Here is a 13,860-nt window from a genome sequence, read left to right on the forward strand (position 1 = left end):
AACCACTGCTGCGGACCGTGATGCGCGGAGGGCTCCGCACGGACCCGCCCGACACCCCGGCAGCCGCCCGCGAACACTTCGAGCAGGACCTCGCCGCCCTGCCGGAGGAGGCCCGACGCATCGAGCGGCCGGTGCCTCCCGCCCCCACCGCCTCGACCCGGCTGACGGTCCTGACGAGCCTGGTCCGGCACAGGATCGGGGCGGGGACGGCGTAGGGGTGAGAGACGGCCCGCCCGCCACGCCCCGGTGGCCCTTGTCCCCCACGGCTGAGGAACCCCACGGCTGGAGGCTCCCGGTCCGGACGCGCGTCGGCCCCGGTCCGGAAGGCGCACGCCCTCCGGGCCGGGGCCGACGGGACACGACGCGGGGATCTAGGGCAGGAGCTCGTCCATGGAGGCGCGCCCCTTCTCCGCCATCCGGCGTTCCGCCCAGGCGAGGTTCTTCGGGGTCACGTCACGGCCGGAGGCGAGGACCAGGTCCTCCGCCGTGAACTCCCCCTCCGATCCGGCGTGCAGCAGCCGGTCGGGCGTCGGGGAGTCCCCCGGGGACGTCTTGTCGGGCTCAGCGTTCATGCCGCCTCCTACGTGTTCGTCCGGCACTGGCCATTCTGGTGGCCGGGCGGCGAGAACGCATCCGGGACCGGAGGGGACCCGGTCCCGGCCCGTGTCGGTGCGGTGTCGGTCCCCTGTCGACGGCTCCCGGGAGCGTGGGTCCCCCCGCCCCGACGACCACGAGGAGCCACCGATGCCCCCGTCCCTGCCCCTGCGGCGCCCGCACGTCACCGCCGTCCGCCGGATCACGCCCCGCACTGTCCGGGTGACGCTGGGCGGCCCGTCGCTCGACGGGTTCGTCCTCGCCGGACCCGACCAGCAGGTGAAGCTGTTCTTCCCCCGGCCGGGGCAGGCGGAGCCGCTCCTGCCGGTCCCGGGGCCCGACGGGGACGCGATGCGCTGGTACGCGGCGTACGCGGCGCTCCCCGAGGCGGAGCGCCCGTGGATGCGGAGCTACACCCTCCGGGCGCACGACCCGGCCGCCGGGACCGTCGACGTCGACTTCTTCCTCCACGGAGGCGAAGGGGGTGAAGGGGGAGAAGGGGACGAGGGGCCCGCGACGCGCTGGGCGCGGACGGCGCGGCCCGGGGACGTGCTCGGCATGTTCGGCCCGTCGGAGGAGTTCGCGGTCCCCGTCGATCCGGGCGCCGGCGACTGGACCCTCCTCTACGCCGACGCCTGCGCGTTCCCCGCCCTGGCCACGGTCGTCGCCGCGCTCCCGCCGGGGCGGCGGGCCGTCGCCTACGTCCAGGTCCCGGACGCGGCCGAGGAGCAGCCCCTGCCGACGCCCGGCGACCTCACCGTGCGCTTCCTGCGCGACGGCGACTCCCCGGTCGACGCCGTACGCGCCGGCGACCTGCCGGAGGGGCGCCCGTACGCCTGGCTGGCGGGCGAGGCCTCGGCGGTGCGCGGGCTGCGGCGGCACCTCGTGGAGGAGCGGGGCGCCGACCGGCGCTCGGTGCACTTCACCGGGTACTGGCGCCGCCGCCTCACCCAGGACGACGCCCCCACCCCGGAGGACCTCGCGGAGGCGAGGGAGCGCCTCGCGGACGGCTGACCGGGACGCCTCCGGCGGCACGGAGCGACGATCAGGCGTCCGGAACCGTCCAGGGCTGTCGTACGAGGTCGGCGCCGGCCCGGAGGGACAGGGCGGCCCCCTCCTCGTAGTGGCGGGCGTACGCCTCCGGGGCGAGGGCCGCGCGCAGGACCTCCTCCGCGCGGGCGCGGATCAGGGCCTCCGTCCCGGGGGTGAAGGGCCGGAAGCTTCCGGTGCCGGCCCCGGCATGGGCGTCGTACGCGCCGAGGAACCGCGCCCCGGCCTCGGCGTCGCCCGGCCCGCCCCGCCCGCCCCGGGCCCACGCCGCGGTGCCGAACTGGGCGACGACGAGGTACGGGGCGACCAGGTGGGCCAGGGTCTCCACGTCCACGACGGCGCGGGCGAGGCGTTCGACGGCCCGGTCGTACGCGCCGTCCACACAGTCGAGCCACGCCCACGTCCCGCCGGCCAGGCCCCGGAAGAGCGCCGGGGTGACCTCTCCGAACTCGCCCTCCAAGAGGGTGAGCTGGGTGCGGGCGAGGCCGGTGCGTCCGGTGCGGGCGTAGTGCTGGACGAGCAGCATCCGGGCGGCCCCGGCGGCTTCGGCGCCCCCCTTCCCCGCCGCGTCGGCGGCCTCGATCAGAAGCCGTTCGGCCTCCGGGTCGCCCTCCGGCCGGAGCCGGAGCCGTACGGCGGCCAGGCGCGCGGTGAAGACCGGCACCTGGGAGCGCGCGCCGACGCGGGTGGCGGCGGCCGTGGCCCGTTCGAAGTCGGCGGCGGCCTCGGCGAGCCTGCCCTCCAGCTCGTAGGCCTCGCCCCGGGCGGCGAGGGACTCCGCGGTCCCCCAGGAGTCCCCGGCGGCCTCGAAGAGGGCGAGCGCCCCGTCGGCGTCGGCGCCGCGCCCGGCGAGCTTGGCGCGCATGAGGAGGGCGAAGCCCAGGTCCCAGCCGGGGGCCCGGTCGCGGCAGGCGTCGACGATCTCCGTGAGGGTCTCGTCGAGGGTGGTGAGTTCCCCGGTCATCAGGCGGGCGAAGTACCACATGGTGCCCGGCTGCCGGCAGGTCTGCGGCAGGCCGGGGCGGTACGCGGAGACGAGGGCGGAGAGGCGGGCGCGGGTCTCGGGGCGTTCGAGGGCGGTGGCGCCCGCGCCGCCCTCGGTGGCGAGCGCGTACAGCCGGCCGCCGCGCCGGGCCTCCCACAGGCGTGCGCCGGTCCACGGCGGCGGCACGTCCGCGCACCGCCCGTCGAGCGGCTCCGCGCGCCGGACGGGCTTCCGGAACGGGTCGGGTCCGAGGCGCCCGGCCTCGACGGCCCAGGTGCGGGCGTCGACCTGGTGGTTGCGAAGCTGCCAGAACCAGCCGAGGCAGTGGACGAGGCAGAGCACCTCCTGCTCGTCGCCGAGCGCCACGGCGGTCCGCAGGGCGCCGCGCAGGTTGTCGTGCTCCCGCTCGAAGCGGGCGATGGCGGCGACCTGCCCCGGCCCGCGCAGCTCCGGATCCGTACGCCGGGCCAGTTCGCGGTAGTACGTCAGGTGCCGCCGCTCCACCTCCGCCCGCTCCCCCGCCTCCGCCAGCCGCTCCCGCGCGTACTCCGCCACCGTCTCCAGGAGCCGGTACCGCATCCCCGCCCCACCCGGCGACGCCACCACCAACGACTTGTCCACCAACGCCCCGAGCACGTCCAGCACGTCCCCGGCCTCCCCGCCACCGCCGCACACCACCTCCGCCGCCGCCAGATCACACCCGCCCGTGAACACGGCCAGCCGCCGCAGCACCACCCGCTCCGGAGCCTCCAGCAGATCCCACGACCAGTCCACCACCGCCCGCAACGTCTGCTGACGCGGCAGCACCGTCCGAGCCCCCGCCGTCAACAACCGGAAACGATCGTCAAGCCGCTCCGCGATCTGCCGCACCGACAACATCCGCAACCGCGCCGCCGCCAGCTCGATCGCCAACGGCAACCCGTCCAGACGACGACACACCTCCTCCGCCGCCTCCCGATCGTCCCCCACCACGAACCCCGGCCGCGCCGCCGCCCCCCGCTCCCCCAGCAACCGCAACGCCATCCCCACCGGCAACGGACCCAACGGCCGCACCACCTCCCCCGGCACCCCCAACGGCTCCCGACTCGTCGCCAGGATCCGCAGCCCCGGACAGCGGGCCAGGAGGGTCTCGGCCAGCTCGGCGGCGGCGCCGACCACGTGCTCGCAGTTGTCCAGGAGCAGCAGCATCCGGCGCCCCGCGCAGTGCTCGACGAGGTCGGCGAAACGGTCCTTCGGTGCGGTGTCCGGGACGGTCGGGCGCTGCCAGAGCTGTGTCTCGCGGGCCCCGAGCGCGCTGAGGACGGCGGCGCCGACCGTCGACCCGTCCCGTACGGAGGCGAGTTCGGCGAGGTGGACGGGCCCGTCGTACGTCTCGGCGGCCTCCAGGGCGAGCCGTGTCTTGCCGACGCCGCCGGGGCCGGTGAGGGTGAGGAGCCGTCGGTCGCCCCAGGAGGCGACGAGGTCCCCGAGTTCGGCGTCGCGGCCGACGAAGGAGTTCAGGCGGGCGGGCAGGACGCCCGTCCGGCGCCCGGTGGTGGCGGGCCGGTCGTCCGCCAGGAGTTCGGCGTGCAGGGCGCGCAGTTCGGGCCCGGGGTCCGTGCCGAGCCGGTCCGCGAGGGCCGTGCGCACCTCCTCGTACGCCGTCAGGGCCTCGGCGGGCCGTCCGGCCGCCCGCAGGGCGCGGATCCGCAGGGCCTGGAGGGGTTCGTCGAGGGGCTGTCCGGCGGCGAGGGCGGCGAGCGGCGCGAGGACCTCCTCGGCCCGTCCCAGGGCCAGGTCGGCGGCGAACCGGTCGCGGCGCGCCCGCGCGTGCCGCTGCTCGACCCGTACGACCAGGGGGTCCGTGTCCCGTCCCGGGAGGTCGGCGAGGGCGGGGCCGTACCAGAGCCCGAGGGCCTCGTCGAGCAGGGCGGCGGCCCGCCCGGCGTCCCCGGCGGCCAGGGCGGCGGCCCCGTCGGCGGCGAGCCGTTCGAAGCGGTACAGGTCGACGTCGTCGCGGGCGGCGGCGAGGCGGTAGCCGCCGGGCTCCGAGGCGACGGCCTCCCGGCCCAGGGCCCGGCGCAGCCGGCCGACGAGGGCCTGGAGCGCGGCCGCTCGGTCCCGGTCGTCGGCCGGGTCCGCGTCGGCCCAGACCTGCTCGATCAGCGCGCCCGGGTCCACCGCGCGTCCGCCGGCCGCCGCGAGGGCGGCGAGCAGGGCCCGGAGCCTGCCGCCGCTCAGGACGGCCTCCGTCCCGTCGCCGGCACGCAGGGCCCGGCACGGACCGAGGACGCGGTAGGACGGCTGCACCGGCCCATTCTGCCCCGTCGGTCCCCCGGGCCGCTCCCGTCCCCCGCGGGGTCCGCCCGCCCCCGGTCCGTCCGCGTTCCTCCGCGGCGAACTCGCGCCACGCCGTGTCACCGCCATGGCGTCGCCGGGGTGCGGGTTCGACAATGGGGGGGATGACCGATGACGACCCGCGTACGCGCAGTGGCGAGATCGGGCCCGCCGAGTGGCTCGCCATGAACCGGACCGGCAGCTTCGACTGGGATCTCGACACGGGCAGCATCGATGCCGACGAGTCCGGGCTGCTGGTCTTCGGTGTGACCCCGGACGCCTTCGACGGGCGCCCCGAGTCGCTCGTCGCACGCCTCGCCCCCGAGGAGCGGGTCAAGCTCCGGGGCGTCGTGCGCGAGGCGGTCAAGAGCGGCGCGGCCTCGTACACCGCGCACTTCCCCATCCCCCAGGACGACGGCCCACCCCACTGGACGCACGTGCAGGCGCGGATCCTGCGCTCGCCGGACGGGCGGGCCCGGCGGATCGTCGGCGTCGTGCGGGACACGACCGCCGAGGTGATGCACTTCGCCTTCGTCCGGGACCTGGAGAAGCGGCGCGAGGTCCAGACGAACATCGTCGAGCGGACGACGAACGCGCTGTCGCGCGCGGTGACCGTGGACGACGTGACGGCGGCCCTGACCGGTCCGGGCGGGCTCGCGCGGCTCGGCGCGGACGGCCTCGCGCTGGGGCTCGTGGAGAACGGCTCGCTGAACATCATCGCGCTGAGCGGCGAGTCCCTCGACGTGCTCGACGGCCTGCGCAACCGGCGGCTCGACCGGCGGCTGCCGCTGGCCGAGGCGGTGCTGAGCGGCCGGCCCCGGTTCGTGTCGTCCTTCCCCTCGCTGGGGCGGGACTTCCCCGAACTCGCCCCGTATCTGCCCCGGCTCGACTTCCGGGCCGCCTGCTACCTGCCGCTGGTCGCGCAGGCGCGCTCGCTGGGCGGGATGGCCCTGTTCTACCGGGGCCGCACCTCGTTCAACCCCGACGAGCGGAACCTGGCCCTGGGGCTCGCGGCGATCGTCGCCCAGTCGCTCCAGCGGGCGATGCTCTTCGACGAGGAGCGGGAGCTCGCGACCGGGCTCCAGGCGGCGATGCTGCCGCGCCGGATCCCGGAGATCACCGGCGGGGAGATCGCCGTCCGCTACCACGCGGCGTGGAGCGGACGGCAGGTCGGCGGCGACTGGTACGACGTGATCCCGCTGCCGCGCAGCCGGGTCGGGATCGTCGTGGGCGACGTCCAGGGCCACGACACGCACGCGGCGGCCATCATGGGCCAGTTGCGGATCGCGCTGCGGGCGTACGCGGGTGAGGGGCACGCCCCTTCGACGGTGCTGGCCCGGGCCTCCCGTTTCCTCGCCGAGCTGGACACGAACCGCTTCGCGACCTGCACGTACGCGCAGGTGGACCTGGCGAGCGGCACCCTGCGCGCGGTGCGGGCCGGGCACCTGGATCCGCTGATCCGGCACAACGACGGCCGGGTGGGACAGCCCAAGTTGCGGGGCGGGCTCCCGCTGGGCCTGGCGACCGTGTTCGGGGACGAGGAGTTCCCGGAGACGCGGCTCGACCTGGTGCCCGGGGAGACCCTGGTGCTCTGCACGGACGGGCTCGTCGAGCAGCCCGACTCGGACATCTCGTCCGGCCTCGCCGCGCTCGCCGGGGCGATCGCCAGTGGTCCGCCGCAGGCCGAGGCGCTCGCCGACCACCTCTCCGACCGCCTGTGGGAGCGGTGGGGTTCGGGCGACGACGTGGCCCTCCTGGTGCTGCGGCGCAGCCCGGACCCGGGCACGCCCAAGGCGCCGCGCATCCACCAGTACATCCACCAGGCCGATCCGCAGGGCCTGTCGGACGCGCGGGCGGCGGTGGGGCAGGCGCTGCGCGACTGGGGCATGCGGGAACTGGCCGACGACGCCGAGCTGCTGACGGGCGAGCTGCTCGTCAACGTGCTGCTGCACACGGAGGGGGGCGCGGTGCTGACCCTGGAGGTGCTGCCGGAGCCGGTGCGGCGGGTGCGCCTGTCGGTGCAGGACCGGTCGAGCGCCTGGCCCCGGCGCCGCACCCCGGGCGAGGCGGCCACGTCGGGGCGCGGGCTGCTCCTGCTCGACGCGCTGGCCTCCCGGTGGGGGGTCGAGCCGCGCGGCGAGGGCAAGGCGGTGTGGTGCGAGATCGGCCCGGCGCAGGTGCCGGCGGACGCCGCTCCCGGCGGGTGAGCCCTCCGCGGGAGGAGGGCCCGGGCGGGGTCAGGCGCGCTGCCAGACCGTGGTCGCGTTGCAGAACTCGCGGATGCCGTGGCCGGCGAGCTCGCGGCCGTACCCGGAGCGCTTGACCCCGCCGAAGGGGAGCGCGGGGTGGGAGGCGGTCATGCCGTTGACGAAGACGCCGCCGGCCTCCAGGTCGCGGACGAAGAGGGCGACCTCCTCCTGGGAGCGGGTCCAGACGTTGGAACTGAGGCCGAACGGCGAGTCGTTGGCGACGGCCACGGCCTCCTCGACGTCACCGACCGGGTAGACGGTGGCGACGGGGCCGAAGGCCTCCTCGCGGTGGATCCGCATCTCGGGGGTGATGCCGGTGAGGACGGTGGGCCGGTAGTACCAGCCGTTCCGCAGCTCCTCGGCCTCGGGCCGGTGGCCGCCGCAGAGGGCGGTGGCGCCCCGCTCCACGGCGTCGTCGACGAGCTCCTCCAGGTCGGCGCGGCCCTGCTCGGTGGCGAGGGGGCCGACGTCGGTGGACTCGTCGAGGGGGTCGCCGACGGTGAGGGCGTTCATGGCGGCGGTGAAGCGCTCGGAGAAGTCGTCGTACACGTTCCGGTGGACGATGAACCGCTTGGCGGCGATGCAGGACTGGCCGTTGTTCTGGACGCGGGCGGTGACGGCGGTCTTCACGGCCGCGACGACGTCGGCGGAGGGCATCACGATGTACGGGTCGCTGCCGCCGAGCTCCAGGACGGTCTTCTTGATCTCGTCGCCCGCGACGGAGGCGACGGCCCGGCCGGCCGGTTCGCTGCCGGTGAGCGTGGCGGCCACCACGCGGGGGTCGCGCAGGACGCCCTCGACCTCGCGGGAGCCGATGAGGAGGGTCTGGAAGCAGCCCTCGGGGAATCCGGCGCGGCGGAAGAGGTCGCCCAGGTAGAGGGCGGTCTGCGGCACGTTGGAGGCGTGCTTGAGGAGGCCCGTGTTCCCCGCCATGAGGGCGGGCGCGGCGAAGCGGACCACCTGCCAGAGCGGGAAGTTCCACGGCATGACGGCGAGGACGGGGCCGAGGGGCCGGTAGTGGACGCGGGCCGTGTCCGCGCCGGAGTCCTGGACGTCGCTCTCCGCCGGGTGCTCGTCGGCGAGGAGCTCCTCGCCGTGGCGCGCGTACCAGCGCATGGCCTTGGCGCACTTGGCGGCCTCCGCGCGGGCGGCGGCGATCGGCTTGCCCATCTCGATCGTCATGGTGCGCGCGATGTCCTCGGTGTCCTCGTCGAGGAGGCTCGCGGCGGCGCGCAGGAGGCGGGCGCGTTCGGCGAAGGAGGTGGTGCGGTACCGGCGGAACGTCTCGTGCGCGGCGGCGACGCGGCGCTCGACCTCCTCGGGCCCGTGGGCCTCGTAGGTGCGCAGCGTCTCGCCGGTGGCGGGGTTCACGGTGGCGATGCCCATGGCCTCTGTCTCCTCCTGCGTCGGCCCCCGTCCGACACCAACCTCCCGTGAAGAGCGGCGCGGCGCAACAGGGGCGGGACGGCGGGGTGACCCGGGCGGGCCCCGGGCGGGCGGTCCCGGCCGTTCAGGCGGTCAGCCAGGTCAGGGCGCCGGCGAGGTGGGCCCGGAAGAGCGGGTCGCGGTACGTCTCCGGGGCGTGCCCGAGGGCGGTGAAGAGGACGCGCCCCCGGTCGACCTCCCGGCACCAGACGAGCGGGTGGTCGTCGCCGTGGGCGCCGCCGCGGTACGAGGTCTCGTCGGCCCGGGCCAGGACCCGCACGCCCCGGGGGGCGGAGGTGAAGTTGTACCACTCGTCCGTCCACTCCCAGCGGGCCGGGAGCGGGGCGGTCGCCGGGTGGTCCCCGGCGCCCACGAGGACGGTGCCGGGCTGGACCTCGGGGTGGCCGTCGAAGCGGGTGCCGAGCAGGTCCCCGTAGAAGGGCCAGTCGGGCTCGGCGTTGGCCGCCGCGTGCACGGCGAGGAGGGAGCCGCCGCCCCGCAGGTAGGCCTCGAAGGCGGTGCGCCCCTCGGGCGTCAGGACGTTCCCGGTCGTGGAGAGCAGGACGACGACGGCGCACCGGGCGAGCCGCTCGGGCGTGAAGGCGTCCGGGTCCTCGGTGGTCTCGGCCGTCCGCCCCAGCTCCCCCGCCAACTCCGCGAGCGCGGCGGCACCGTCGGGGACGGACTCGTGGCGGTACCCGGCGGTGCGGGTGTAGATCAGGACGTCTGCGGTGGGCACGCGGTGTACTCCGGAGGAGGAGGGCGGAAGGAGGGAAAGCGCTTTCCCCGTGTGTTCCGAACGTAGCCACCGGGGAGCGCGGTTCGCAAGGCACGGTCCGATCCGTTGCCGTATCGGATACGCGTCTGTATCTTTTGGCGCGCCGTCCCCGCCCGTCCCCTGTCACCCGTTTCCCGGAGGGCCCGCCATGAGCACCGTGCCGCCCGCGCTCGCCGCCGCCGTCGGACCGCTGCCCGACGGGGCCGTCCTGCCGCTGCCGCCCGCCTTCGAGAGCGTCGAGGAGGAGCGGCGGTACCGCAAGGAGCAACTGGCCGCCGGGTTCCGGATCTTCGGGCGGTTCGGCTTCTCCGAGGGGGTCGCCGGGCACATCACCGTCCGCGACCCCGGCGACCCGAACGCCTTCTGGGTCAACCCGTTCGGGATGAGCTTCACCCAGATCAAGGCCTCCGACCTGATCCTGGTCGACCACGAGGGGGTCGTCCTCGAAGGACGCCGGCCCGTGAACCGGGCCGCCTTCGTCATCCACTCGCGGGTCCACGCCGCCCGGCCCGACGCGGTCGCCGCCGCGCACTCCCACTCCCTGTACGGCAAGGCCTTCTCCAGCCTGGGCGTCCCGCTCGACCCGATCACCCAGGACGCCTGCGCGTTCTTCGAGGACCACGGGATCTACGACGACTACCGGGGCGTGGTGAACGAGACCGAGGAGGGCGAGCATGTCGCCAAGGCCCTCGGCGCGTACAAGGCGGTGATCCTCAAGAACCACGGTCTCCTCACGGTCGGGCACTCCGTCGCCGAGGCCGTCTGGTGGTTCGTCACCATGGAGCGCTCCTGCCAGGCCCAGCTCCTCGCGATGGCCGCGGGCACCCCTCAGTCCATCGACCGGGAGACCGCGCTGCTCACGCGCGGGCAGATCGGCGGGCACCTGGCCGGCTGGTTCCAGGCGCGCCCGCTGTGGGATCAGATCACCGCGTCCGACCCGGACCTCTTCGACTGACCCCCGGATTCCGGCACTTCGCGCGTCGAGGCCTCCAGAAGCGCGGGGAGGAACTGGCGCTCCAGACTGCCCGGCGGCAGCGCGTCCGGCTCCACGTAGCTCTGCGCCAGGCCGCCCTCGCGCAGGGCGATGAGCAGGCGCGCGAACCGGTCGGCGTCCACGGTCAGTTCGCGTCCGGCCCGCCGCAGGACGAGCGTGAGGCCGCGGGCCATCTCCGTCCGCAGCCGCTCGTCGTGGCGCGCGAGCACCCAGGCGGCCTGCGGGTCCCGGATGGCGTGCAGGGTGAACTCGGTGGTCACCAGGTACCAGTCCCGCTCGTCCGGCTCCACCCGGGAGGCCAGCTCCGCGAGCCGGGCCAGGGTGTACTCCTCGGCCGTCAGCGCGTCGATCGACGCGGCGAGCCGCCGCACCGTCCGGTCGCTGTGCTCGTCGAAGAGGGCGAGGAAGAGCTCCTCCTTGCTCGCGAAGTTCGAGTAGTACGCGCCCCGCGTGTAGCCGGCGCGCTCGCAGATCTGCTCGATCGTCGTCGCGTGGAAGCCGTGCTCGGCGAAGGTCTCCAGGGCGGCCCTCAGGAGCGCCGCGCGGGTGCGGGGCCGCCGCTTGGTGACGCCTTTCGGCACGGGGGTCCTCCAGTTCGTCCGGGCCGCTTCCCGCGGCGGACGCCCACCCTACCGGCGCCTCCCGGCCGGGCGGGGATCAGCTCCGGCGGATAAAATTCGAGACATGGGAGAGCGGCCGGCCGCGTCTGCGGCGTCCGACCTGGTCCTCGAGATCGACGGGGACGCGACGCTCATGGATCCGAGCCGCGTCTACCGCATCGGACGGGACCCCGCCAGCGACATCGTCCTCTCGGACGCCCGGGCGTCCTGGCACCACGCGGTGCTCAGCGCCTCGGCCGGCCGGTGGACCCTGACCGACGAGGACAGTACGAACGGCACCTTCACGGACGGCCGGAAGCTGGCCCGTTCGCGGGAGGTCGGCGCCGGGACCGTCGTGCGGTTCGGACACCCGGAGGACGGCCCGCGCGCCGTCCTCTCGACCGGCGCCCGCGCCCGCCCGGCACAGCCGCCGCCTCCGCCGGTACGGGAACCCGAGCCCGAGCACGTACGGGGACGGGAACCGGGTCCCGAAGCCGTACGGGAGCATGAGCCGGGTCCCGAAGCCGTACGGGAGCATGAGCCGGGTCCCGAAGCCGTACGGGAGCGGGGGGCCGCCCCGGGGCCGGAACCGGAGCGCGGACCGGAAGGCCGCGTCGTACCGGAAGACCGCGTGCGGGAGGAACCCGCACGGGAGCCCGAGCCCGCACCCCGGCCCGTACGGGAGCCCACGCCCGAGCCGGAAGCCGCCCCCGGACCCGTACGGGAACCGAGGACCGCGCCCGAGCGGGCGCCCGCACCGGCGCCCGGTCCCGAGCCGGCGCCCGCACCCGGTCCCGTACGGGAGCAGGAGCCCTTCCCCGGGCCCGCGCCGGGGCGGGAGGTCGGTCCTCCCCGGCCCCCCTCCGTCTCGCACCCCGCCGCCACCGGCACCTTCCGGCAGCCGACGTCCGTCCGGCCGCTGCCCACCCACGGCATCCGCATCGGCCGTGCCCCCGACAACGACGTCGTCGTCCCCGACCTCGTCGTCTCCCGGCACCACGCCGAACTGCGCGCCCACCCCGACGGCACCTACTGGATCCACGACCTGGACAGCCACAACGGCACCTTCCTCAACGGCCGGCCCGTCACCGACGCCCGGGTGACCCCGGAGGACATCGTCGGCATCGGCCGGTGCGCGTTCTGCCTGATCGGCGGGCAGCTCGTCGAGTTCACCGACACCGGCGAGGTCTCCCTCGACGTGCGGTCGCTCGCCGTCACCGTCGACCACGGGCACAAGACCCTCCTCGACGAGGTGTCGTTCCCGGTGGGCGAGAAGTGCCTGCTCGCGGTCGTCGGACCGTCCGGCGCCGGGAAGTCCACGCTCCTGAACGCCCTCACCGGCCAGCGCCCCGCCGACCGGGGCACGGTGCTCTACGACGGCCGCGACCTGTACCGGGACTACGCCGAGCTGCGCCAGCGCATCGGGCTCGTCCCGCAGGACGACATCCTGCACCTCCAGCTCACCGTCCGCCGGGCCCTCGGGTACGCCGCCGAGCTGCGGTTCCCCGAGGACACCGAGCGCGCGGAACGGCAGGCCCGGGTGGACGAGGTGATCCGGGAGCTCGGCCTCGTGGAGCGCGCGGACCAGCCGATCCACAGCCTCTCCGGCGGCCAGCGCAAGCGGGTGAGCGTGGCCCTGGAGCTGCTCACCAAGCCCTCCCTCCTCTTCCTCGACGAGCCCACCTCCGGCCTCGACCCCGGCATGGACCGGTCCGTGATGCACATGCTGCGCGGACTCGCCGACGACGGGCGCACGGTCGTCGTGGTGACGCACAGCGTGCTCAGCCTGGACGTCTGCGACCGGCTGCTCGTCCTCGCGCCCGGCGGCCGGGTCGCCTACTACGGCCCGCCCTCCGAGGCCCTCGAATTCTTCGGCTTCACGGAGTGGCCGGAGGCCTTCGAGGCGTTCGAGAGGGAACGGGACCGCGACTGGGCCGGCGGCTACCGCGCGTCCCGCTTCCAGCGCCGGTACATCACCGACGCCACGGCGGGCCCGGACCTGCCCCTGGGCGGGAGCGCCCCCGCGGACGAGGTGCCGGCGCCGCCGCCGAAGGCGCAGAGCTGGGGCTCCCAGCTCCGGACCCTGGTGCGCCGCTACGCGGCGGCGCTCTCCGCCGACCGCACCTTCATCGTCATCATGGTGGCGCTGCCGTTCGTGATGGGGGCGATGGCCCGCGCCCTGTCGGAGGGCCGCCTCAACCCCGAGTCGTCGCTGAACGTCCTGCTCATCCTCTGCGTGGGCGGGGTCCTCACGGGCGCGGCGAACGCCGTGCGCGAACTCGTCAAGGAACGCACGATCTACCGGCGCGAGAGAGCCGTCGGCCTGTCCCGCTCGGCGTACCTCGCCTCCAAGGTGGTGGTCCTCGGCCTCATCACGGTCGTGCAGGCGGTCGTCCTGACCCTGGTGGCCCTGATCGGCGTGCCGCTGAACGTGCCCGGCGGCAAGGGGGTCCTGATGCCCCCGCTGGTGGAGATCACCCTCGCCGTCGCGCTGCTCTCCTTCACGGCGATGATGCTCGGCCTGTTCGTCTCCGCCCTCGTCCGCAAGGAGGAGGTGACGATGCCGCTGCTGGTCCTGCTCGCCATCGTGCAGGTGGTCTTCTGCGGGGCCCTCCTGACCGTGCGGGGCACGCCCGTCCTGGAGCAGCTGGCGTGGCTCGTCCCCTCGCGGTGGGCGTTCGCGGCGATGGGCGCGACGATCGACATCGGGAAGGTGGCGCCGAGCGACAAGACCACCGATCCGCTGATGCGGCACACGGCGGAGGCCTGGCTGTTCGACATGGGCATGATGGTGGTGCTCTGTCTGGTCCTCGGCCTGGTCGTGGCCCGGCTGCTGCGCCGCCACGAGCCGGTCGTCATGCGGAGGTAGG

At 75.3% G+C, this 13,860-nt stretch carries 9 protein-coding genes and 1 pseudogene; 5 read left to right on the top strand and 5 right to left on the bottom strand.

The annotated features are described in order from the left end of the window. Window positions 1-215, top strand: a pseudogene (locus tag ACIP5O_RS08645) (nicotinate phosphoribosyltransferase); the annotation flags it as partial. 156 nt (window positions 216-371) lie between these two features. On the opposite strand, the gene ACIP5O_RS08650 reads toward ACIP5O_RS08645, so the two are convergent. Beyond that, window positions 372-572 carry a hypothetical protein gene (locus ACIP5O_RS08650; RefSeq protein WP_125666842.1) on the bottom strand — a complete coding sequence of 67 codons (201 nt, stop codon included), beginning with the start codon at window positions 570-572 and terminating at the stop codon, window positions 372-374. 172 nt (window positions 573-744) lie between these two features. Here ACIP5O_RS08650 and ACIP5O_RS08655 point away from each other — a divergent pair, with 172 nt between their 5' ends. After that, window positions 745-1,608, top strand: a complete 864-nt coding sequence (locus tag ACIP5O_RS08655; protein ID WP_401290209.1) for a siderophore-interacting protein — start codon at window positions 745-747, stop codon at window positions 1,606-1,608. 31 nt (window positions 1,609-1,639) lie between these two features. Here ACIP5O_RS08655 and ACIP5O_RS08660 read toward each other — a convergent pair whose 3' ends face one another. Next, window positions 1,640-4,918 (bottom strand): ATP-binding protein, encoded by a 3,279-nt coding sequence (locus ACIP5O_RS08660; protein WP_401290211.1) that lies wholly within the window; start codon window positions 4,916-4,918, stop codon window positions 1,640-1,642. Between the two features lie 152 nt (window positions 4,919-5,070). Here ACIP5O_RS08660 and ACIP5O_RS08665 point away from each other — a divergent pair, with 152 nt between their 5' ends. Continuing rightward, complete coding sequence (locus tag ACIP5O_RS08665) at window positions 5,071-7,152, top strand: SpoIIE family protein phosphatase (protein WP_401290214.1); 2,082 nt, start codon at window positions 5,071-5,073, stop codon at window positions 7,150-7,152. A gap of 30 nt (window positions 7,153-7,182) precedes the next feature. Here ACIP5O_RS08665 and ACIP5O_RS08670 read toward each other — a convergent pair whose 3' ends face one another. Both ACIP5O_RS08670 and ACIP5O_RS08675 read right to left on the bottom strand, forming a co-directional pair. Further along, the gene (locus ACIP5O_RS08670) at window positions 7,183-8,580 is read right to left on the bottom strand and encodes an NADP-dependent succinic semialdehyde dehydrogenase (protein ID WP_401290217.1); all 1,398 of its coding nucleotides are present in this window, start codon (window positions 8,578-8,580) and stop codon (window positions 7,183-7,185) included. Between the two features lie 124 nt (window positions 8,581-8,704). Next, entirely contained in the window at window positions 8,705-9,358 is a 654-nt protein-coding gene (locus ACIP5O_RS08675; RefSeq protein ID WP_401290220.1) for a ThuA domain-containing protein, read from the bottom strand. A 187-nt stretch (window positions 9,359-9,545) separates the two neighbouring features. Between ACIP5O_RS08675 and ACIP5O_RS08680 the strand changes: the two genes are divergently transcribed. Then, window positions 9,546-10,352, top strand: a complete 807-nt coding sequence (locus tag ACIP5O_RS08680; protein WP_401290223.1) for a class II aldolase/adducin family protein — start codon at window positions 9,546-9,548, stop codon at window positions 10,350-10,352. Here ACIP5O_RS08680 and ACIP5O_RS08685 read toward each other — a convergent pair. Next, window positions 10,316-10,972, bottom strand: coding sequence for a TetR/AcrR family transcriptional regulator (locus ACIP5O_RS08685; RefSeq protein WP_401290226.1), 657 nt, complete (start codon window positions 10,970-10,972; stop codon window positions 10,316-10,318). The two genes, ACIP5O_RS08680 and ACIP5O_RS08685, sit on opposite strands and share 37 nt — an antisense overlap. Window positions 10,973-11,075: 103 nt before the next feature. On the opposite strand from ACIP5O_RS08685, the gene ACIP5O_RS08690 reads away from it, so the two are divergent. Further along, on the top strand, window positions 11,076-13,859 hold the full coding sequence (locus ACIP5O_RS08690) for an FHA domain-containing protein (RefSeq protein WP_401290227.1): 2,784 nt from the start codon (window positions 11,076-11,078) through the stop codon (window positions 13,857-13,859). Window position 13,860: the final 1 nt, after the last annotated feature.

Source organism: Streptomyces sp. NPDC088915 (assembly GCF_044749825.1).
Classification (GTDB): domain Bacteria; phylum Actinomycetota; class Actinomycetes; order Streptomycetales; family Streptomycetaceae; genus Streptomyces.

What these genes read in the sequence shown, in the direction of transcription:
- ACIP5O_RS08650 (WP_125666842.1), bottom strand. Translation starts at nt 572, where the DNA reads ATGAACGCTGAGCCCGACAAGACGTCCCCGGGGGACTCCCCGACGCCC.
- ACIP5O_RS08655 (WP_401290209.1), top strand. Translation starts at nt 745, where the DNA reads ATGCCCCCGTCCCTGCCCCTGCGGCGCCCGCACGTCACCGCCGTCCGC.
- ACIP5O_RS08665 (WP_401290214.1), top strand. Translation starts at nt 5,071, where the DNA reads ATGACCGATGACGACCCGCGTACGCGCAGTGGCGAGATCGGGCCCGCC.
- ACIP5O_RS08670 (WP_401290217.1), bottom strand. Translation starts at nt 8,580, where the DNA reads ATGGGCATCGCCACCGTGAACCCCGCCACCGGCGAGACGCTGCGCACC.
- ACIP5O_RS08680 (WP_401290223.1), top strand. Translation starts at nt 9,546, where the DNA reads ATGAGCACCGTGCCGCCCGCGCTCGCCGCCGCCGTCGGACCGCTGCCC.
- ACIP5O_RS08690 (WP_401290227.1), top strand. Translation starts at nt 11,076, where the DNA reads ATGGGAGAGCGGCCGGCCGCGTCTGCGGCGTCCGACCTGGTCCTCGAG.